Genomic DNA, 19,793 nt, shown 5'->3' on the forward strand with positions numbered 1-19,793 from the left:
CTGGCTATGAGAACAAGAACAGCACCGAAAGGTACGCGATGAACGCACACAACAACAATGCGCCAGCACCCTGACCGATGCGCCGTTTCTGGCGGAGACAGAGAACCGTCAGGAGCGCGCTGACCCCCAGCATCACCCAGTAATCGCGCGTAAACGCGAGCGGATTGACCGCGCCAGGGGACAAGAGAGCGGGCACGCCCAGCACTATCACGATATTAAAGATATTCGAACCAATCAGGTTACCGAGCGCGATGTCGTCTTCTTTCTTTAGTGTGCCGACGATAGCGGTCGCCAATTCCGGCAGACTGGTGCCGACGGCCAACACGGTGAGCCCAATGGTCAGTTCGCTGATATTAAAGTAATTAGCGATAACTGTGGCGTTATCGATCACAATACGCGCCGACATCGGCAGAATAATCAGGCCGAGTAGCAACCATAACAACGCCACGGTTTGGTTGTTCTCTCTGGGCAACTCAGCCATTTGTTCGCGTGTCAGGCTGTCGTCACCACGACGTTGAGCGGCGTGAGCCATACGTAACATCAACAGGATACAACCGCAGGCGGTCAGCAGCAGGATCACGCCGTCCAAGCGGCTGAGAAAACTGTCATGCAGCAGAACACCACACAACAGCGTGACCACCAGCATTGGTGGGAGTTCCTGACGCAGCAGCGTGGAATGCAATGTCAGCGGGCGGATTAGCACGGCGCTGCCGAGGATTAACAGGATGTTGGCAATATTCGACCCTAATACATTGCCTACCGCCATGTCGGTCTGATGGTTGAGCGCTGCGGTAACCGAGACCATCAATTCGGGTAGCGAGGTCCCCATACCCACGATCGTCATGCCGATAATCATCGGCGGTACACCCAATGTACGCGCCAGTACAGCCGCGCCATACACCACTCGGTCGGCGCCATAAACCAGTAACACTAAACCAACAATTAACAGTACTGTCGCAAAAAGCATGCAGCGTCCTTTATTCAGGTATAATCACCGGTTTATTGGCGCACAAACCAGCATTTCTGGACGAATAATAAGCAAAACCGCCATTTTTCCTCGTTGGCGCTAATTCTGACTGCGCAGGGCGAAAAAGTAAAACCAATGGCAATTTTGGTCACGAACCGGTGTCCTGATTCTGTAACAGTGAACAGCCAGCGTAACACTCTGAAAGACGATTTCAGGGCGTAACGGTGCGAAAATGTGAAAACGGGCGGTCACAGTGGGTGATCGTTGAGGAATAGACCATGAACCACGAAAATCTGGTAGAAATTCGCGGGCTCAGTTTCCGGCGAGGCAGCAGGCCGATTTTTTCGGATGTCTCGCTGAATGTGCCAAAGCAAAAAATTACGGCCATCATGGGGCCGTCCGGCATCGGTAAAACCACGCTGTTACGGCTGATTGGCGGTCAACTGCAACCAGACAGCGGTGAAATCTGGTTCGACGGGGAAAATATTCCGACACTTTCCCGTTCCCGTTTGTATGAAACACGTAAGAAAATGAGCATGTTGTTTCAGTCCGGTGCGTTATTTACCGACCTGAATGTGTTCGACAATGTTGCCTGGCCGCTACGGGAACATACGCGTCTGCCTGAACCGTTGCTGCAAAGCACGGTGATGATGAAGCTGGAAGCGGTGGGGTTGCGCGGTGCGGCACAACTGATGCCGTCAGAACTGTCGGGCGGTATGGCAAGGCGTGCAGCACTGGCGCGTGCGATTGCGCTGGATCCGCAACTGATTATGTTTGATGAGCCTTTCGTTGGCCAGGACCCGATCACGATGGGGGTGCTGGTGAAGCTCATCGATGAATTAAATCACGCGCTTGGCGTGACCTGTATCGTGGTGTCTCACGATGTGCCGGAAGTGCTGAGTATCGCCGATCATGCCTACATTATTGCCGATCAGCGTGTCGTGGCACAGGGCGCACCGGCTGAACTGCAGCAGAATGACGATCCGCGTGTCAGGCAGTTTCTCGATGGCATTGCCGATGGCCCGGTACCGTTCCGCTATCCGGCGGGCGATTACCAGCGTGGGCTGTTAGGTTTGGGGGAGTAAGTAATTCATGCTAGTACAGGCATTAGCGTCGCTAGGACGTGTTGGCATCCAGGTTTGTGCCTCTTTCGGGCGTGCCGGGCTGATGTTGTTCAATGCGCTGGTGGGCAAGCCGGAACCGGCCAGACAGTGGCCGCTGTTGCGTAAGCAACTCTATAGCGTTGGCGTGCAATCATTGCTGATCATTATGGTATCCGGCGTGTTTATCGGCATGGTATTGGGTCTGCAGGGCTATCTGGTTCTGACCACCTACAGTGCGGAAGCCAGCCTGGGCATGATGGTGGCGCTGTCATTGTTACGTGAGCTGGGGCCGGTGGTGACGGCGTTGTTGTTCGCCGGGCGTGCCGGTTCTGCCCTGACGGCGGAAATCGGACTGATGAAGGCGACCGAGCAGTTATCCAGTATGGAAATGATGGCGGTAGACCCGTTGCGCCGTGTCGTCGCGCCGCGGTTTTGGGCCGGGGTAATTTCCATGCCTTTGCTGACGGTGATTTTTGTCGCCGTTGGTATTTGGGGCGGCGCACTGGTTGGCGTGGACTGGAAAGGAATCGACGGTGGTTTTTTCTGGTCGGCGATGCAAAACGCGGTGGAATGGCAGAAAGATCTACTTAACTGTGTGATTAAGAGCCTGGTGTTTGCCATTACCGTTACCTGGATTGCGCTGTTTAACGGTTATGACGCGATTCCGACGTCAGAAGGCATCAGCCGCGCGACGACCCGCACGGTGGTGCACTCGTCGCTGGCGGTACTGGGATTGGATTTTGTGCTGACGGCACTGATGTTTGGGAAATAAGTCGATGCAAACAAAGAAACATGAAATAGGGGTTGGCGTGTTCATGCTGATCGCACTGTGCGCCATCATCTTTTTATGCCTGAAGGTGGCGGACCTGAAATCGCTCGGGCAACAGCAGACTTACCGTTTGTATGCCACGTTCGACAATATTGGCGGCCTCAAGGTGCGTTCGCCGGTAAAAGTCGGCGGTGTGGTGATTGGCCGTGTCGTGGATATTTCGCTGGATACCAAGACCTATCTGCCGCGGGTAGCGATGGATATCGATAAGCGCTACAACCACATTCCGGATACCAGCTCGCTGGCGGTTCGTACTTCCGGTCTGCTGGGGGAACAGTATCTGGCGTTGAATATTGGTTTTGAAGACGAGGACATGGGCACCTCGATTCTGCAGGACGGCGGGACTATTCAGGATACCAAGCCTGCTATGGTTCTGGAGGATCTTATCGGTCAATTCCTATATAAGAGCGGTGGCAACAATACTGACAATGCCAGCCAGAATAATGCGAATCAGGGGCATACCGAACCGACCGCGCCTAAACCGGCCGAGAAAAACGGTGATGCGGCAAAACCTGAAGCCAGCGAAAAACCGGCCCAACAGCCTTGAGAGGACACAGCATGTTAAAACGTTTATTGATGGTGGCTTTGTTGGTGGTGGCCCCGTTTGTCAGTGCAGCGGATCAAACTAATCCTTACAGCCTGATGCGCGATGCGGCGCAGAAAACGTTTGATCGTCTTAAAAACGAACAGTCGCATATTCAGCAGGACCCTAACTATCTGCGCACCGTGGTACGTGAAGAACTGCTGCCTTACGTGCAGATAAAATACGCTGGTGCGCTGGTGCTGGGGCAGTATTACAAGAGTGCCACGCCAGAACAGCGCGAAGCCTATTTCACGGCGTTTGGATCGTATCTGGAGCAAGCCTACGGTCAGGCGCTGGCGTCTTACCATGGACAGACTTACGAGATAGCGCCGGAACAACCACTGGGCAACGCCGAGATTGTGTCTATCCGCGTCACTATTATTGACAATGGTGGTCGTCCGCCGATTCGACTGGACTTTCAGTGGCGTAAAAACACCAAAACCGGCTACTGGCAGGCTTATGACATGATCGCCGAAGGGGTGAGCATGATTACCACCAAGCAGAACGAATGGGCTTCCACGTTGCGCCAGAGTGGCGTTGATGGGTTGACGAAGCAACTGCAAGCGGCGGCTCAGCAGCCGATTACGTTGGATCAGAAAAATGGCTGATGCACTGCAGTGGCGGCAGGCTGACGGCACACTGTATCTGGAAGGCTGCTTGGATCGGAACAGTTTACTGCCGCTCTGGCAACAGCGGGATGCGTTACTGGCAGGTAGCCGTGTGCTGGATGTCGGCCAGGTTGAGCGTGTGGATTCTGCGGGACTGGCCCTGTTGGTGCATTTTTATCACCAGCAGGAGCAGCAGGGAACGCCGATGACGATTACCGGTGCCAGTGAGCGACTGCGTACGTTGATTCAACTGTATAACCTGAATGAAATCATTCCAGTCCATTGAGTCGACCTGTCGCCGTGAGTTTTTATGATTAAGGTTCCCCCTTGTCGCCTGTGCGCAAGGGGGATTTCTTTTGTTTAAGATAGCGACAGATTCATCTAAGATACCACCCTGTTTATCATCCCCCTGACGTAGAATCGAGAGCAATGGAAAACGACGAAATTAAAGACGTGCTGATGAAAGCGCTGGCGCTTGAAGATGCGCATGTGTCTGGCGACGGCAGCCACTTCCAGGTCATTGTGATAGGTGAGTTGTTCAAGGGTATGAGCCGCGTAAAACAGCAGCAGGCGGTCTATGCGCCGCTGATGGAATACATCGCGGATAATCGCATTCATGCGTTGTCGATCAAGGCTTATACCCCTGAAGAGTGGCAACGCGACCGTAAACTAAGCGGTCTGTAAGTTAGCGGCCATCCGGCCATGCTATTGAGTCTGAATATTGAGAAATCGTCACTATGGATAAATTTCGTGTGCAGGGGCCAACCCGGCTCGCTGGTGAAGTTACTATTTCCGGCGCAAAAAACGCCGCCCTGCCTATCCTGTTCGCTGCCCTGCTGGCTGAAGAGCCGGTAGAAATTCAAAACGTTCCCAAACTGCGTGATATCGACACCACCATGAAGTTACTGAGCCAATTAGGCGCTCGTGTTGAGCGCAATGGTTCTGTGCATGTCGATGCCAGTTCGGTGAATGTGTTCTGTGCGCCGTATGACCTGGTGAAAACCATGCGTGCTTCTATCTGGGCATTGGGCCCGCTGGTGGCACGTTTTGGGCAAGGGCAAGTGTCGCTGCCGGGTGGTTGTGCTATTGGTGCCCGTCCGGTCGATTTGCACATTAATGGCCTGGAGCAGCTTGGCGCGCACATCACGCTGGAAGAAGGGTATGTGAAGGCGACGGTTGATGGTCGGCTGAAAGGTGCACACATCGTGATGGACAAAGTCAGCGTTGGTGCGACGGTGACCATCATGAGCGCTGCCACACTGGCGGTGGGTAAAACTATCATTGAGAACGCCGCGCGCGAGCCTGAGATTGTCGATACGGCGAACTTCCTGAATACGCTGGGTGCCAAAATCAGTGGCGCGGGTAGCGATAAGATCGTGATCGACGGTGTGGATCGTCTGGGCGGCGGGGTATACCGCGTACTGCCAGACCGTATTGAGACCGGCACGTTTTTGGTCGCGGCGGCGGTCTCCGGCGGCAAGGTCGTATGCCGTCACACCCGTCCGGATACGCTGGATGCGGTGTTGTCCAAACTGCGTGAAGCGGGTGCTGACATCGAAATTGGCGACGACTGGATCAGCCTGGATATGCATGGCCGTCGGCCGAAAGCCGTGAATGTGCGTACCGCTCCGCATCCGGGGTTCCCGACCGATATGCAGGCGCAGTTCAGCCTGTTGAATCTGGTGGCGGAAGGTACTGGCGTTATCACCGAAACCATTTTCGAAAACCGCTTTATGCACATCCCTGAACTGATTCGTATGGGAGCACAGGCGGAAATCGAGAGCAACACCGTGATTTGTCATGGCGTCAGCCACCTCTCCGGTGCACAGGTGATGGCAACTGACCTGCGAGCGTCAGCCAGTCTGGTGCTGGCGGGGTGTCTTGCACAAGGCACGACGCTGGTAGACCGCATCTATCATATTGATCGCGGCTATGAGCGTATCGAAGATAAGTTGCGTGCGTTGGGTGCCAATATTGAGCGCGTGAGCGCTAACGACTAATCGTTATAGCCGGGTGCTCTGCGATCGCATCACCCGGTTATTGCATCCACGGTTATTACATCAGGCGTACCCGGCGCGATTTAATCGCTGGGTGGATGTTCCTGAATCGTGATATTCAGTTTTATTTCCTGATTATCACGGGAAATAACGACAGGAATCACCGAACCGGGCCGAATCTCCGCCACCTGATCCATGGTTTCTATTACGGAACGTGCGGGTTTGTTGTTCACTTCCAGCAGTAAGTCACCTTTTTTAATCCCTGCTTTGTCCGCTGGTCCACCCGCATCGACCTCGTTGACGACGATACCTTGCAACCGCTCAAGGCCAGTGACTTGATTGCCCAGCCGTTCGCGTTGTGCCCCCCGGATACCGAAATAACCCCGAATCACGCGTCCATCGCGGATAAGTTTATTCATGATCTTGGTCGCCAGCGCGACGGGAATAGCAAAACCGATACCTTCTGGTGTGCCGCCATCGTCGCTTTTATCAAATGACAAGGTATTGATGCCAACCAGCTCGCCGAGTGTATTAACCAGCGCGCCACCTGAGTTGCCGTGGTTGATAGAAGCGTCAGTTTGCAGAAAATTCTGTCGGCCGGACGCGCTTAATCCTACCCGACCGGTAGCACTGATAATCCCCTGAGTCACCGTCTGACCAAGGTTGTAGGGATTGCCAATCGCCATGACGACATCGCCGACATGGAATACCCGTTTCGGGTTGATGGGGATTTCAGGCAGATTCGCGCCTTCGATTTTTAGTACGGCGAGGTCAGTCAGGCTATCTGAACCTACCAGCAGCGCTTCGAAAATGCGGCCATCCTGCAAGGTGACCACAATTTGTTCGGCATTGTTGATCACATGCTTGTTGGTGAGAATATATCCTTTGCTGTTCATGAGAACGCCAGATCCCAGCGTGCGGATATTTAATTCGTTTTTGGCAGCAGGATCGTTGCCCTGATTGTATACGTTCACCACGGCGGGAGCCGCACGGCGCACCCCCTGATAATAGCTGACCGGAGTTTCCTGGCTACTATCGCTATTGGACTGGAGCCGCCATCCCTGACTGGAGCGTAGCGTCGGAATAGCCAATAACAGAATACCGGCGACGATGACACCGAACAGCGCCGAACGTAACAGTTTGGTTAGCATGAGCGTTTTGGGTGTAAAAGAAGGTTGAATCGCAGAATATCAGAGAAGGGTGGACACCGCATCGCGCGGTGTCCACTTTTTCATAGCTTAGCGCAACAGAAGGTAGATACTTTCATCGCCACGGACAATATTCAGTGCCAGTACCGAAGGCTTGGCTTCCAGAATCTTGCGCAATTGGGTGATGTTTTCCACTCGTTCGCGGTTCACGCCGACGATGATATCGCCTTTTTGCAGACCGACTTTAGCGGCAGCGCTGTCTTTGGCTACGTTATCGATAGCGACGCCTTTGCTGCCATCCTTCAACTGCCCGTTATTGAGGGTCGCCCCCTGCAGGGCCGGAGTGAGTGTGTCGGCATTGGTCGTCACGTTGGCGCTATTATCCAGTACCACCGAGACTTCCTGTTGTTTACCGTCACGCAGCAGGCCAATGCGCACGGTTTTACCCGGTGCGGTCGTACCGATTTTGGCGCGCAGTTCAGCGAAGCTGCTGATAGGCTTGCCATCCAGTGAAACCAGTACGTCACCGGCTTTAATACCGGCTTTGGCGGCGGCAGATTTAGGAATCACTTCGCTCACGAAAGCGCCACGCTGGGCGTCCACCTTGAAGGCTTTCGCTATCTCGGAGGTCATTTCGCTGCCTTTGATACCCAGCAGACCGCGTTTTACCTCGCCAAATTCCACCAATTGCTGAGCCAGGTTTTGCGCCATGTTACTGGGGATCGCAAAACCAATACCCACGTTACCGCCGCTCGGTGCCAGAATCGCGGTGTTGATACCGATAAGTTCGCCGCGCAGGTTAACCAGCGCCCCGCCGGAGTTACCACGGTTGATGGAAGCATCGGTCTGGATGAAGTTTTCCAGCCCTTCCAGATTCAGGCCACTACGACCCAGGGCGGAAATAATACCGGATGTCGCCGTTTGGCCAAGCCCGAATGGGTTGCCAACGGCAACAGCAAAGTCGCCGACCCGCAACTGATCGGAGTCTGCCATTTTGATTTCGGTGAGATTTTTGGCGTCATTCAACTGCAACAACGCGATATCGGTTTGTTCATCGCGGCCGATCAGCTTGGCGTCATATTCACGGCCGTCATTCAACTGCACCTGAATTTTATCCGCATTGTTGACGACGTGATTGTTGGTTAGCACATAGCCTTTTTCGGCATTGATGATCACGCCAGAGCCCAACCCTTCGAACGGACGTGAATTCTGTTTTTCCGACGGGGTGTTCGGGCCAAAGAAGAATTTGAACTCTTCCGGAATGCGCTGGCGCTGCACCTGTGTGCCTTCCACATGCACGCTGACGACCGCAGGCAGCACTTTTTCCAGCATGGGGGCCAGACTGGGCAGCGCCTGACCTTCTACAACGGCAGGCAGCGCGGCGTTGGCTGGGGGCACTGAAGACAACGACAGTCCAATACCGAGTGCCAGTGCGCTATATAACAACGATGTTTTTTTCATTGATTGTTAACTCTCTCACGACCTGCTGATGAATAAAACGATGATATATAAACTCAAACTTGCGGTGAATACTCAGACCCGGAGCTGTGTGTAAAGTTCGCTGATATTTCGTCAGCAAAATGTAACGACCGACCGTGTCATGGATAAAGTGGAGAGGGTCAGCATGACCGACAAGAAATGCCCTGACGACAAATTGAGTGCCGTCAGGGCGGATAACCGCGGCAACGTTGGCTAAAAATAGCCGCTTATTTGCCTGTCGGGTGAGTGCCACGCAGCAGGCCGGAGGCACTGCCGGAATAGTCGCGTGGCGGCATATCCACCGGTGCCTGGTCGTTGTCCGATTCGGCTTCGGTCAGGCGATAACGAAACGGGTTATCCTGCATCGGAACATCCGGCAGCAGGTTGTTGGAGCTTTTCACCATATGCTGATAAAGCTGACGATAATCGCGCGCCATATTGTCGAGCAGTTCTGCACTGTGGGCAAAATGGCTGACCAATTCCTGACGGTATTCTTCCAGTTCGGTTTTGTTTTTCTCCAGTTCGTTTTGCAGTACCTGCTGCTGGCGCAGTTTACGGTTACCGAACCGCATCGCGACAGCGCCAATGATGACACCGATAACAAATCCAATCAGCGCAGACTCCCAGGTCATAAAACGACTCCTATTTTTGACTTCGTTGTCCCGTAGGGTTTTTTCACTTAATAATAGTCACTATAACCGCTAACCTCGCTGGAGTGGAGCCCTTGTATATCTGGTCTGATCGGGTAGGTGGGTACTGCGAAGCGGTAACGCTCACGATCACGGGCTGAACCGGCGTTAACGCACGATAAAATACAACGAAATTTTTCTCAGGGATTTTGTGCTATGCAGAGAACAACCCCTTTGGCACTTTATCAGCAGGCTTTGATGGCACAGACCTATCAGCCGGATGAGGTGCAGCATCAGACGGTTGTCCGTTTGAACGCTATCCATCAAACGCTGACAGATCAGGTATGGATACAACCCGAAAACGGCACACCGGGACTGCTATCGAAATGGCGTAGTTGGTTGGGTCAGAAAGAAAAAACGCCGACACCGGTGCAAGGTCTGTACATGTGGGGCGGTGTCGGGCGGGGTAAAACCTGGCTGATGGACCTGTTTTTCCACAGCCTGCCTTCGGAGCGGAAACTTCGGCTGCATTTCCACCGTTTTATGCTGCGGGTGCATGAAGAACTGAACCAGTTGCAAGGGCAGGAAAATCCGCTGGAAAAGGTGGCGGACGGCTTTAAGGCACAGACCGACATTCTGTGTTTCGATGAGTTTTTCGTTTCGGATATTACCGACGCCATGTTGCTGGCGGAACTGTTGCGGGCGTTATTCTCGAGAGGGATTGCGCTGGTTGCGACGTCTAATATTCCACCTGACGAGTTGTATCGCAATGGGTTGCAGCGTGCGCGCTTCCTGCCCGCTATTGAGCTTATCAAGCGTTATTGTGATGTGCTTAATGTGGATGCGGGTATTGATTACCGGCTGCGTACGTTGACCCAGGCTCATCTGTACCTTACGCCTATCAATGACGAGACAGAGGCTGACATGCAGGCGATGTTCCGTCGTCTGTCTGGGCGGGATGGTAGCCAACCAGGCCCGGTACTGGAGGTGAATCATCGTCCGTTGGCAACACTGAGCGCGGGGGATGGCGTGCTGGCGGTGGATTTTGCCACGTTGTGTCTTGAGGCGCGCAGTCAGAACGATTACATCGCCTTATCGCGGTTGTACCACACGGTGTTATTGCACCATGTGCCGGTGATGGCGGTAAAAGATGAGAACGCAGCGCGTCGTTTTCTGGCGTTGGTGGATGAATTCTATGAGCGTCGGGTGAAGCTGATTATCTCCGCCCAGGCGCCGATGTTTGAGATTTATCAGGGTGAGCACCTGAAGTTCGAATATCAGCGCTGTCTGTCGCGTTTACAGGAAATGCAAAGCGAGGAGTACCTGCGCCAGCCGCATTTGCCGTAGCCGTGATTGACGGTGGCAAACACATTATGCTGTGCAGGAAATTATGAGAGAAAAAAGTCGACCTTTGGGATCGACTTCTCTATAATCCTGCGACCCCACGTTACAACAAAGTTTTTTTCCCGAAACTTTAATCGCGCTGGCAATAGCTATTCGAAGGGGTAGGTTTGCTGGACTAGATAGCCGTGTGAACCTCAACACTATTTATTTAAGCGTTTGGGTGTTCACCAACGTGTAACTTAAATTGGGTAAGCTTTTAATGAAAACTTTTACAGCTAAACCAGAAACCGTAAAACGCGACTGGTACGTTGTTGACGCGAGCGGCAAAACTCTTGGCCGTCTTGCTACTGAACTGGCTCGTCGTCTGCGCGGCAAGCACAAAGCGGAATACACTCCGCACGTTGATACCGGTGACTACATCATCGTTCTGAACGCAGAAAAAGTTGCTGTAACTGGCAACAAACGTTCTGACAAGATGTACTACCATCACACCGGCCACATCGGTGGTATCAAAGAAGCGACCTTTGAAGAGATGATTGCCCGCCGTCCTGAGCGCGTAATTGAAATCGCGGTTAAAGGCATGCTGCCGAAGGGCCCGCTGGGTCGTGCTATGTACCGTAAACTGAAAGTTTACGCGGGTAACGAGCACAATCACGCGGCACAGCAACCGCAAGTTCTGGACATTTAATCGGGATTATAGGCAATGGCTGAAAATCAATACTACGGCACTGGTCGCCGCAAAAGCTCCGCCGCTCGTGTATTTATCAAACCGGGCAGTGGCAACATCGTTATCAACCAGCGTACACTGGAACAGTACTTTGGCCGCGAAACCGCGCGCATGGTCGTTCGCCAGCCGCTGGAACTGGTCGATATGGTTGGTAAACTGGATCTGTACATCACCGTTAAAGGTGGTGGTATTTCCGGTCAGGCCGGTGCTATCCGTCATGGTATCACCCGCGCTCTGATGGAATACGACGAATCCCTGCGTTCTGAACTGCGTAAAGCTGGCTTCGTTACTCGTGACGCTCGTCAGGTTGAACGTAAGAAAGTGGGTCTGCGCAAAGCACGTCGTCGTCCGCAGTACTCCAAACGTTAATTTCTGTCTGCCTGGCAGCGAAATCAACGCAGAAAAACCCGGTGCCTGTCACCGGGTTTTTTTTCTTCCTGAACTCACCTGTGGAAAAAATCTGCTGTGATTACCGTGGGTTAGTCATGAAAACACGCTTATCCCCCCACAAAACAAACAGAATCTGATACACTATTGGCCGGTTTTGTGCCTGTTCGCCAGCAAGTGATTTTAACAGAACGACAGATGTCGTCCGCTTTCTCCCCTTTGGGGAAGCCTAAACGCGGCAAGGCCAGCAGGATCATATTCGATCGGTTGTTCGCCGTATTTTTTCGATAACTTGGAGGTTTTCATGGCTGTCGCTGCCAACAAACGTTCGGTGATGACGCTGTTTTCTGGTCTGTCCGACATTTTTAGCCATCAGGTCCGCATTGTACTGGCCGAGAAAGGGGTAAGTGTCGAGATTGAACAGGTGGACATGGATAATCTGCCGCAGGATCTTATCGACCTTAATCCTTACGGCTCGGTGCCGACACTGGTTGACCGTGAACTGACGTTGTATGAATCACGTATCATCATGGAATACCTGGATGAGCGTTTCCCACACCCGCCGCTGATGCCGGTTTATCCGGTGGCGCGTGGTAATAGCCGTCTGATGATGCATCGCATTGAGCAGGACTGGTATTCGCTGATGAAAACCATCCAGACTGGCAATGCTCAGGATGCGGAAGCGGCACGCAAGCAGCTGCGTGAAGAACTGCTGGCTATCGCCCCAGTTTTCAACGAAGCACCCTATTTCATGAGTGAAGAGTTCAGCCTGGTGGATTGCTATCTGGCACCATTGTTGTGGCGTCTGCCGCTGCTGGGTATTGAGTTGAGTGGTTCTGGTGCTAAAGAACTGAAGGGTTATATGACCCGTGTGTTCGAACGTGATGCCTTCCTCGCTTCGTTGACTGAAGTGGAGCGCGAAATTCGGTTGCAGTCCAGAGGGTAATGGCATGACGTTGTCTCAGCTCTCTCCACGCCGTCCCTATTTATTACGGGCTTTTTATGACTGGTTGCTGGACAACCAATTAACGCCGCATCTGGTTGTGGATGTGACTGTTCCCGGAGTGCAAGTGCCGATGGAGTTTGCCCGTGATGGGCAGATTGTCCTGAATATTGCGCCGCGTGCGGTAGGCAATCTCGAACTGGCTGATGACAGCGTGCGCTTTAATGCGCGTTTTGGCGGTGTTCCCCGCCAGGTGTTTGTCCCGATGGCGTCGGTGATGGCTATCTATGCGCGTGAAAATGGCGCGGGTACGATGTTTGAGCCTGAGCCCGCTTACGAAATTGTCGAAGAGTTTGGCGTACAGCCCCATTCTGAAGAAGAATCCAGACCAACACTGATGTCGGTAGTGGACAATGAACCTTCTTCTCCTGCCGCTGAGAGCGAGCCGCAGCCAGATGACGAGCCGCCCTCGCCACCAAGAGGTGGTCGGCCTTCCCTGCGGGTGGTCAAATAATCGCACTGATAAAAAAGGCACGGTAACGTGCCTTTTTTATTGCCCGAATGAAAGGTTCATAAAGCCGATAAGGTCCATAATGTCTTTGCTGTCTGGTAACGAGTTTATCCATTGTCAGTCTCGTGTTTAATCGAAGGAGAATGTGATGAAAACCAGTCAAGGCCGCTGTTTATGCGGTGCAGTAACGATAACGGTCCCTGAGTCATGCACGCATGATGTGTATGTCTGCCATTGCGGTATGTGTCGTACATGGGGAGGTGGGCCGTTGATGGCGATTGAAACTCAGCAAGGGGTGGTACTTGAGGGGGAAGAACATATCGGACGGTATCGTTCTTCAGACTGGGCGGAACGTGCGTTCTGCCGCACCTGCGGAACCCACCTGTTTTATCGGCTGCTTAAACCGGAAATCTATTCAATTTCCGCCGGGCTATTCCCCAATGTCCCGCAAAAACTGGCTTCGCAGGTCTACATTGATAACAAGCCTGATTATTACGATTTCGTACAGCAAACCCCAACGATGACCGAACAGGACATCATTGATTTATATAAAAAGTAATACGGATTCCTGATGAGGGAAAACAACCTGCATTGGCAAGTATAAAGGCGGCCGTAGCCGCCTTTGATGTGTCAGAAAGTCATTACACTTCCAGATAGTTCATGATGCCGTCAGCCGCTTTACGGCCTTCTGCTATCGCGGTTACCACCAGATCAGAACCACGTACCGCATCGCCGCCGGCGAAGATTTTCGGGTTTGACGTCTGGAAAGCACTGTTGCTCTGTTCCGGGGCGATGATACGACCCTGAGTATCCAGCTCCACGCCATGATCCGCCAGCCACGTCATTTTATGCGGACGGAAACCAAACGCCATGATAACTGCATCGGCTTCCAGCACATGCTCGGAACCCTCAACCGGTTCAGGACGACGACGGCCGTTAGCATCCGGTGCGCCCAGTTCAGTGCGGATCATGCGTACACCGCACACTTTACCAGCGCCATTGATTTCAATACTGAGCGGCTGGAGGTTGAAGCGGAACTCTACGCCTTCTTCGCGCGCATTTTTCACTTCGCGCTTGGAGCCCGGCATGTTTTCTTCATCACGACGGTAGGCACAAGTGACATGCGTTGCTCCCTGGCGAATCGAGGTACGCACACAGTCCATCGCTGTATCGCCGCCACCCAGAACGACGACACGTTTGCCTTGCATCGAGATATAGGGTTCCTGCTCGCTGGTTTCGAAGCCCATCAGGTTCTTGGTATTGGCAATCAGGAACGGCAGAGCATCGTATACGCCTGGCGCGTCTTCGTTTTCCAGCCCGCCGCTCATTGACTGATAGGTACCGACACCCAGGAACACGGCGTCATATTCTGCCAGTAAGTCGTTCAACGGAACGTCTTTGCCGACTTCCGTATTCAGGTGAAAGTCGATGCCCATCTCCGTGAAGATTTCGCGGCGCTTCGTCATCACCTCTTTTTCCAGCTTGAATGCCGGGATACCGAAGGTCAGCAGGCCGCCAATTTCCGGGTGGCGGTCATAGACCACCGCTTTCACGCCGTTACGGATCAGAACATCGGCACAAGCCAGCCCGGCAGGACCGGCGCCGATAATCGCCACACGCTTGCCGGTTGGCTCGACTGACGAAACATCCGGACGCCAGCCCATTTCGATGGCTTTATCGTTGATGTAGCGCTCGATGTTACCGATAGTGACGGCACCGAATTCGTCATTCAGTGTGCAAGAGCCTTCACACAGGCGGTCCTGTGGGCAGACGCGGCCGCACACTTCCGGCAGGCTGTTCGTCTGGTGAGACAGCTCAGCGGCTTCAATAATCCGTCCCTCATTCGCCAGCTTCAGCCAGTTCGGGATGTAGTTATGGACCGGGCATTTCCATTCGCAGTAGGGGTTGCCGCAAGCCAGGCAGCGATCTGCCTGGGCTTTGGACTGGCTTTCCGAGAATGGCTCGTAAATTTCAACAAACTCGATTTTACGAATCTTCAGCGGTTTCTTGGGCGGATCAACGCGCTGTAAGTCGATAAACTGATAAACATTCTGACTCATGATGACCTCTTACTGCGCCTGTACCCGCAGCTCCGCTGCGGAACGACTACGATGACCCAACAACGCTTTCACATCACTTGACTTCGGTTTGACCAACGAAAATTTCGAAGCCCAGGTCGGCCAGTTGGCAAGAATTTCCTCACCACGCTGCGAACCGGTGTGCTGGACGTGCTCGGTAATCAGCCCGCGCAGGTGCTCTTCGTGAATCGCCAGGTTTTCCACATCCAGCACTTCAACCAGTTCAGGGTTAACGCGCTTACGGAATTCGCCGTCTTCGTCCAGGACATAGGCGAAGCCGCCGGTCATGCCTGCGCCAAAGTTGACGCCGGTACGACCGAGGATGCAGACGATACCGCCAGTCATGTATTCGCAGCCGTTATCACCGATACCTTCCACCACGGTGATGGCACCGGAGTTACGCACGGCGAAGCGCTCGCCAGCACGGCCAGCAGCGAACAGTTTGCCGCCGGTTGCGCCGTACAGGCAGGTGTTACCGATAATGCTGGCTTCGTGACTGCGGAAGGCGGAACCCACCGGCGGACGCACGGAGATAACACCACCGGCCATCCCTTTACCCACATAGTCGTTAGCATCGCCGGTCAGGGCCAGCTCAACACCGCCTGCGTTCCAGACGCCGAAGCTCTGGCCTGCTGTACCGGTGAAATGGACTTTGATCGGGTCGCTTGCCAGACCTTGATCACCATGTTTTTCTGCGATCATGCCGGACAAGGTGGCCCCGACAGAGCGGTCGGTATTGCGGATGTCGAAGTAGAGCGCTTTGCTTTGTCTGGCATCGACATGCGCCTGAGCCTGTGCGATCAGCTCTTTGTTCAACAGCCCCTTGTCAAACGACGGGTTGCCTTCGGTGCAGTACAGCGCTTTGCCGGGTTGCGGTGCAACGGTGTGCAGCAACGGCGACAGATCCAGTTTATTCTGCTTGGCGGTGATGCCATCCAGTTCGACCAGCAAATCGGTACGGCCGATCAGGTCTACCAGACGGCTCACGCCCAGCTCCGCCATCAGCTCGCGGGTTTCGCGGGCGATGAAGGTGAAGTAGTTAACGACACGTTCTGGCAGGCCGTGATAGTGGTCGCGGCGCAGTTTGTCATCCTGAGTTGCTACGCCGGTAGCGCAGTTGTTCAGGTGACAGATACGCAGGTATTTACAACCCAGCGCCACCATCGGGCCAGTACCGAAGCCGAAGCTCTCCGCACCCAGAATCGCTGCTTTCACGATATCCAGACCGGTTTTCAGACCACCATCCACCTGCAGGCGAATCTTATGGCGCAGGCCGTTGGCCACCAGCGCCTGCTGGGTTTCTACCAGACCCAGTTCCCACGGACATCCAGCGTATTTCACCGACGTCAGCGGACTAGCACCGGTACCACCGTCATAGCCAGCGATAGTGATAAGGTCAGCATAGGCTTTAGCCACACCGGTAGCGATGGTGCCGACGCCCGGTTCTGATACCAGCTTGACTGAAATCATCGCCTTCGGGTTGACCTGTTTCAGGTCGAAAATCAACTGCGCCAGATCTTCGATAGAATAAATATCATGGTGTGGCGGTGGCGAAATCAGGGTCACACCCGGCACGGAATAACGCAGACGTGCGATATACGGGGTAACTTTATCGCCCGGTAACTGACCGCCTTCACCCGGTTTAGCACCTTGCGCCACTTTGATCTGAATAACGTCGGCATTGACCAGATAGGCTGGGGTCACACCAAAGCGACCGGAAGCCACCTGCTTGATACGGGACACTTTATTGGTACCGTAGCGCGCCGGGTCTTCGCCGCCTTCACCGGAGTTGGAAAAACCGCCCAGACTGTTCATGGCTTCTGCCAGCGATTCATGCGCTTCAGGGCTCAGGGCACCGATAGACATGGCGGCGGTGTCAAAGCGTTTAAACAGCTCTGAGTCTGGCTCAACCTGTTCCAGCGGGATGGCTGCGCCTGCCTGCGGTTGCACCGCCAGCAGGTCACGCAGCATCGATGCCGGACGCTCGTTAACCAGTTTGGCGTACTGCTGGTAATCCTGATAGTTGCCGCTGTGAACCGCGGTTTGCAGTGTTTTCACCACATCAGGGTTGTAGGCGTGGTATTCACCGCCATAAACGAACTTGAGCAGACCACCCTGATCGAGTTTTTGGCGCTTGAGCCAGGCGCGTTTGGATAGGTTTTGCAGGTCCTGCTCAAAATCGCTGAAACTGGCACCGCCAATACGGCTTACCACACCCTGGAAGCAACGGGACGACACATCCTGATGCAGACCCACCGCTTCGAACAGCTTCGAACAGCGGTAAGAGGCGATAGTGGAGATCCCCATCTTGGACATGATCTTGTACAGACCTTTGTTGATGCCGTTACGGTAGTTCTGCATCACGGTACGGTACGGTTTGTCGATGGTGTGGTTATCAACCAGACCTGCCAGTGTCTCATAGGCCAGATACGGGTAAACCGCCGTCGCACCGAAGCCGAGTAATACGGCAAAGTGGTGCGGATCGCGGGCGCTACCAGTTTCAACAATGATGTTGGCATCGCAGCGCAGGCTTTTCTCCACCAGGCGAGCCTGAATCGCGCCCACTGCCATGGGGGCTGGCACTGGCAGACGGTCTTGTGCGATACCACGGTCGGTCAGCACCAGCAATACTGCGCCAGCACGAACCTTGTATTCCGCTTCGTCACACAGTTTTTCCACGGTCTCCTGCAACGAACGCTGCTTAGGATCGAAAGTGATATCGATCTTCTCGGCGCGGTAATGCTCAGGATCCTGGTTGATCAATTGAATGAAGTCGGAGTAGAGCAGGATCGGCGATTTGAAGCTCAGGCGGTGTGCCTGTCCTTCCGCTTCGCAGAATACATTCATTTCGCGACCGATACAGGTAGCGAGCGACATCACATGCGATTCGCGCAGCGGGTCGATTGGCGGGTTGGTCACCTGCGCAAACTGCTGGCGGAAATAATCGTAAATGATGCGCGGGCGGCTCGACAGCACGGCGAACGGGGTATCATCCCCCATCGAGCCGGTTGCTTCCTGACCGTTTTCGCCCAGTACGCGAATGACCTGATCCAACTCTTCAAAGCTGTAACCAAACTGCTTCTGGTAGGTTTCCAGCAGCGCGTTGTCCAGTTCCCGGCTACCGACCTGATCGTCTGGCAGTTCTTCGAACGGCACCAACCGTTTAACGTTTTTCTCCATCCACTCTTTGTAGGGATGGCGGCTTTTCAGGTCGTCGTCGGTTTCGGTTGAATGCAGAATTCGGCCGGTACGGGTATCGATAACCATCAGTTCGCCCGGGCCGACGCGGCCTTTTTCCACCACTTCGTCAGGCTGGTAATCCCAGATACCCACTTCGGAGGCACAGGTGATCAGCTTATCTTTGGTGATGACATAGCGCGCCGGGCGCAGGCCGTTACGGTCAAGGTTACAGGCGGCGTAACGTCCGTCAGACAGCACCAGACCGGCTGGGCCGTCCCACGGCTCCATATGCATGGAGTTAAAGTCGAAGAAAGCGCGCAGCTCCGGATCCATGTTCGGGTTGTTCTGCCAGGCGGGTGGCACCAGCAGACGCATCGCACGTACGATGTCCATCCCACCGGCGAGGAACAGTTCCAACATGTTATCCAGCGACATGGAGTCTGACCCGCTTTCGTCAACGAACGGTGCGGCATCCAACAGGTCAGGGATCAGCGGAGTTTTAAATTTGTAGGCGCGAGCACGAGCCCACTGACGGTTACCGGTGATGGTGTTGATTTCACCATTGTGCGCCAGATAGCGGAACGGTTGGGCCAGACGCCAGCGTGGCACCGTGTTGGTGGAGAAGCGCTGATGGAACAGACAAATTGCTGATTCCATACGCAAGTCCGCCAGATCCAGATAAAACCGTGGCAAGTCTGTGGGCATGCACAGACCTTTATAGATGTTCACCAGGTTGGACAGGCTGCAAACGTAAAAGTCTTTATCCTGAACGCGTTTCTCAATGCGGCGACGCGCCATAAACAGGCGGCGTTCCATATCACGTGGACGCCAGCCGGCCGGGGCGTTAACAAAAATCTGTTCGATGCACGGCAGGGAAGACAGGGCGATTTCACCCAGCACGTCCGGATTGGTCGGGACTTCACGCCAGCCCAGTACGGATAAGGTCTCGTTTTGCAGTTCTTCTTCTACAATTCGACGCGTGGCACGGGCTTTCTCTTCATCCCGGCTGAGGAACAGCATACCGACCGCATAATTGTTCGCTAACCGCCAGCCGTGCTCTTCGGCAACCAGACGGAAGAAACGATCGGGTTTCTGGAGTAATAAACCGCATCCGTCGCCGGTCTTGCCATCGGCAAGAATCGCACCACGGTGCTGCATGCGTGCCAGGGCGTGGATCGCCGTGCGCACGACTTTATGGCTCGGTTCACCTTCTATATGGGCGATCAATCCGAAACCACAGTTGTCTCTTTCATGGGATGCATCGTACAACATATCTCAGT

General features: G+C 54.0%; 19 protein-coding genes. 13 read left to right on the plus strand and 6 right to left on the minus strand.

The genetic code is table 11. The annotated features are described in order from the left end of the window. Positions 1-4: 4 nt before the first annotated feature. A complete protein-coding gene (locus DZE2538_RS01585) occupies positions 5-967 on the minus strand; it encodes a calcium/sodium antiporter (protein ID WP_038903080.1) in 963 nt (320 codons plus the stop codon). Positions 968-1,245: 278 nt separating this feature from the next. Between DZE2538_RS01585 and mlaF the strand changes: the two genes are divergently transcribed. From mlaF to murA, 7 genes are all read left to right on the plus strand, one after another. Beyond that, complete coding sequence (mlaF, locus tag DZE2538_RS01590; RefSeq protein ID WP_019843569.1) at positions 1,246-2,052, plus strand: phospholipid ABC transporter ATP-binding protein MlaF; 807 nt, start codon at positions 1,246-1,248, stop codon at positions 2,050-2,052. Positions 2,053-2,059: 7 nt separating this feature from the next. Continuing rightward, positions 2,060-2,842 carry a lipid asymmetry maintenance ABC transporter permease subunit MlaE gene (gene mlaE, locus DZE2538_RS01595; protein WP_038915416.1) on the plus strand — a complete coding sequence of 261 codons (783 nt, stop codon included), beginning with the start codon at positions 2,060-2,062 and terminating at the stop codon, positions 2,840-2,842. A gap of 4 nt (positions 2,843-2,846) precedes the next feature. Then, on the plus strand, positions 2,847-3,446 hold the full coding sequence (gene mlaD, locus DZE2538_RS01600; protein ID WP_012883043.1) for an outer membrane lipid asymmetry maintenance protein MlaD: 600 nt from the start codon (positions 2,847-2,849) through the stop codon (positions 3,444-3,446). 11 nt (positions 3,447-3,457) lie between these two features. After that, the gene (gene mlaC / locus DZE2538_RS01605; RefSeq protein ID WP_012883044.1) at positions 3,458-4,090 is read left to right on the plus strand and encodes a phospholipid-binding protein MlaC; all 633 of its coding nucleotides are present in this window, start codon (positions 3,458-3,460) and stop codon (positions 4,088-4,090) included. Beyond that, entirely contained in the window at positions 4,083-4,376 is a 294-nt protein-coding gene (gene mlaB, locus DZE2538_RS01610; protein ID WP_038915417.1) for a lipid asymmetry maintenance protein MlaB, read from the plus strand. The genes mlaC and mlaB overlap by 8 nt, the downstream gene beginning before the upstream one ends. A gap of 143 nt (positions 4,377-4,519) precedes the next feature. Next, complete coding sequence (gene ibaG, locus DZE2538_RS01615) at positions 4,520-4,774, plus strand: BolA family iron metabolism protein IbaG (RefSeq protein ID WP_012883046.1); 255 nt, start codon at positions 4,520-4,522, stop codon at positions 4,772-4,774. A gap of 53 nt (positions 4,775-4,827) precedes the next feature. Then, positions 4,828-6,090 carry a UDP-N-acetylglucosamine 1-carboxyvinyltransferase gene (gene murA, locus DZE2538_RS01620; protein WP_023638715.1) on the plus strand — a complete coding sequence of 421 codons (1,263 nt, stop codon included), beginning with the start codon at positions 4,828-4,830 and terminating at the stop codon, positions 6,088-6,090. 80 nt (positions 6,091-6,170) lie between these two features. Here the strand turns inward: murA and degS are convergent, their stop codons facing one another. The 3 genes from degS to zapG form a co-directional block, all read right to left on the minus strand. Then, complete coding sequence (gene degS, locus DZE2538_RS01625; protein WP_023638716.1) at positions 6,171-7,238, minus strand: outer membrane-stress sensor serine endopeptidase DegS; 1,068 nt, start codon at positions 7,236-7,238, stop codon at positions 6,171-6,173. An 87-nt stretch (positions 7,239-7,325) separates the two neighbouring features. Then, complete coding sequence (gene degQ, locus DZE2538_RS01630) at positions 7,326-8,696, minus strand: serine endoprotease DegQ (protein WP_012883049.1); 1,371 nt, start codon at positions 8,694-8,696, stop codon at positions 7,326-7,328. A gap of 245 nt (positions 8,697-8,941) precedes the next feature. Beyond that, on the minus strand, positions 8,942-9,346 hold the full coding sequence (zapG, locus tag DZE2538_RS01635) for a Z-ring associated protein ZapG (RefSeq protein ID WP_012883050.1): 405 nt from the start codon (positions 9,344-9,346) through the stop codon (positions 8,942-8,944). Between the two features lie 213 nt (positions 9,347-9,559). Here zapG and zapE point away from each other — a divergent pair, with 213 nt between their 5' ends. The 6 genes from zapE to DZE2538_RS01665 all read left to right on the plus strand — a co-directional run bounded on the left by zapE (position 9,560) and on the right by DZE2538_RS01665 (position 13,814). Further along, on the plus strand, positions 9,560-10,690 hold the full coding sequence (gene zapE, locus DZE2538_RS01640; RefSeq protein WP_038915418.1) for a cell division protein ZapE: 1,131 nt from the start codon (positions 9,560-9,562) through the stop codon (positions 10,688-10,690). A gap of 256 nt (positions 10,691-10,946) precedes the next feature. Further along, positions 10,947-11,375, plus strand: coding sequence for a 50S ribosomal protein L13 (gene rplM / locus DZE2538_RS01645; RefSeq protein ID WP_012883052.1), 429 nt, complete (start codon positions 10,947-10,949; stop codon positions 11,373-11,375). 15 nt (positions 11,376-11,390) lie between these two features. Continuing rightward, positions 11,391-11,783, plus strand: coding sequence for a 30S ribosomal protein S9 (rpsI, locus tag DZE2538_RS01650; protein ID WP_012883053.1), 393 nt, complete (start codon positions 11,391-11,393; stop codon positions 11,781-11,783). Positions 11,784-12,105: 322 nt separating this feature from the next. After that, positions 12,106-12,747, plus strand: a complete 642-nt coding sequence (sspA, locus tag DZE2538_RS01655) for a stringent starvation protein SspA (RefSeq protein WP_012883054.1) — start codon at positions 12,106-12,108, stop codon at positions 12,745-12,747. A gap of 4 nt (positions 12,748-12,751) precedes the next feature. Further along, positions 12,752-13,258, plus strand: a complete 507-nt coding sequence (gene sspB / locus DZE2538_RS01660) for a ClpXP protease specificity-enhancing factor (protein ID WP_012883055.1) — start codon at positions 12,752-12,754, stop codon at positions 13,256-13,258. A gap of 145 nt (positions 13,259-13,403) precedes the next feature. Next, on the plus strand, positions 13,404-13,814 hold the full coding sequence (locus DZE2538_RS01665; protein WP_038915419.1) for a GFA family protein: 411 nt from the start codon (positions 13,404-13,406) through the stop codon (positions 13,812-13,814). A gap of 82 nt (positions 13,815-13,896) precedes the next feature. On the opposite strand, the gene DZE2538_RS01670 is transcribed toward DZE2538_RS01665, so the two are convergent. Continuing rightward, on the minus strand, positions 13,897-15,315 hold the full coding sequence (locus tag DZE2538_RS01670) for a glutamate synthase small subunit (protein ID WP_038915421.1): 1,419 nt from the start codon (positions 15,313-15,315) through the stop codon (positions 13,897-13,899). Between the two features lie 9 nt (positions 15,316-15,324). Then, entirely contained in the window at positions 15,325-19,785 is a 4,461-nt protein-coding gene (gltB, locus tag DZE2538_RS01675) for a glutamate synthase large subunit (protein WP_019843576.1), read from the minus strand. Positions 19,786-19,793 lie beyond the last annotated feature (8 nt).

Source organism: Dickeya zeae NCPPB 2538, assembly GCF_000406165.1.
Classification (GTDB): domain Bacteria; phylum Pseudomonadota; class Gammaproteobacteria; order Enterobacterales; family Enterobacteriaceae; genus Dickeya; species Dickeya zeae.

What these genes read in the sequence shown, in the direction of transcription:
- DZE2538_RS01585 (WP_038903080.1), bottom strand. Translation starts at nt 967, where the DNA reads ATGCTTTTTGCGACAGTACTGTTAATTGTTGGTTTAGTGTTACTGGTT.
- mlaF (WP_019843569.1), top strand. Translation starts at nt 1,246, where the DNA reads ATGAACCACGAAAATCTGGTAGAAATTCGCGGGCTCAGTTTCCGGCGA.
- mlaE (WP_038915416.1), top strand. Translation starts at nt 2,060, where the DNA reads ATGCTAGTACAGGCATTAGCGTCGCTAGGACGTGTTGGCATCCAGGTT.
- mlaD (WP_012883043.1), top strand. Translation starts at nt 2,847, where the DNA reads ATGCAAACAAAGAAACATGAAATAGGGGTTGGCGTGTTCATGCTGATC.
- mlaC (WP_012883044.1), top strand. Translation starts at nt 3,458, where the DNA reads ATGTTAAAACGTTTATTGATGGTGGCTTTGTTGGTGGTGGCCCCGTTT.
- mlaB (WP_038915417.1), top strand. Translation starts at nt 4,083, where the DNA reads ATGGCTGATGCACTGCAGTGGCGGCAGGCTGACGGCACACTGTATCTG.
- ibaG (WP_012883046.1), top strand. Translation starts at nt 4,520, where the DNA reads ATGGAAAACGACGAAATTAAAGACGTGCTGATGAAAGCGCTGGCGCTT.
- murA (WP_023638715.1), top strand. Translation starts at nt 4,828, where the DNA reads ATGGATAAATTTCGTGTGCAGGGGCCAACCCGGCTCGCTGGTGAAGTT.
- degS (WP_023638716.1), bottom strand. Translation starts at nt 7,238, where the DNA reads ATGCTAACCAAACTGTTACGTTCGGCGCTGTTCGGTGTCATCGTCGCC.
- degQ (WP_012883049.1), bottom strand. Translation starts at nt 8,696, where the DNA reads ATGAAAAAAACATCGTTGTTATATAGCGCACTGGCACTCGGTATTGGA.
- zapG (WP_012883050.1), bottom strand. Translation starts at nt 9,346, where the DNA reads ATGACCTGGGAGTCTGCGCTGATTGGATTTGTTATCGGTGTCATCATT.
- zapE (WP_038915418.1), top strand. Translation starts at nt 9,560, where the DNA reads ATGCAGAGAACAACCCCTTTGGCACTTTATCAGCAGGCTTTGATGGCA.
- rplM (WP_012883052.1), top strand. Translation starts at nt 10,947, where the DNA reads ATGAAAACTTTTACAGCTAAACCAGAAACCGTAAAACGCGACTGGTAC.
- rpsI (WP_012883053.1), top strand. Translation starts at nt 11,391, where the DNA reads ATGGCTGAAAATCAATACTACGGCACTGGTCGCCGCAAAAGCTCCGCC.
- sspA (WP_012883054.1), top strand. Translation starts at nt 12,106, where the DNA reads ATGGCTGTCGCTGCCAACAAACGTTCGGTGATGACGCTGTTTTCTGGT.
- sspB (WP_012883055.1), top strand. Translation starts at nt 12,752, where the DNA reads ATGACGTTGTCTCAGCTCTCTCCACGCCGTCCCTATTTATTACGGGCT.
- DZE2538_RS01665 (WP_038915419.1), top strand. Translation starts at nt 13,404, where the DNA reads ATGAAAACCAGTCAAGGCCGCTGTTTATGCGGTGCAGTAACGATAACG.
- DZE2538_RS01670 (WP_038915421.1), bottom strand. Translation starts at nt 15,315, where the DNA reads ATGAGTCAGAATGTTTATCAGTTTATCGACTTACAGCGCGTTGATCCG.
- gltB (WP_019843576.1), bottom strand. Translation starts at nt 19,785, where the DNA reads ATGTTGTACGATGCATCCCATGAAAGAGACAACTGTGGTTTCGGATTG.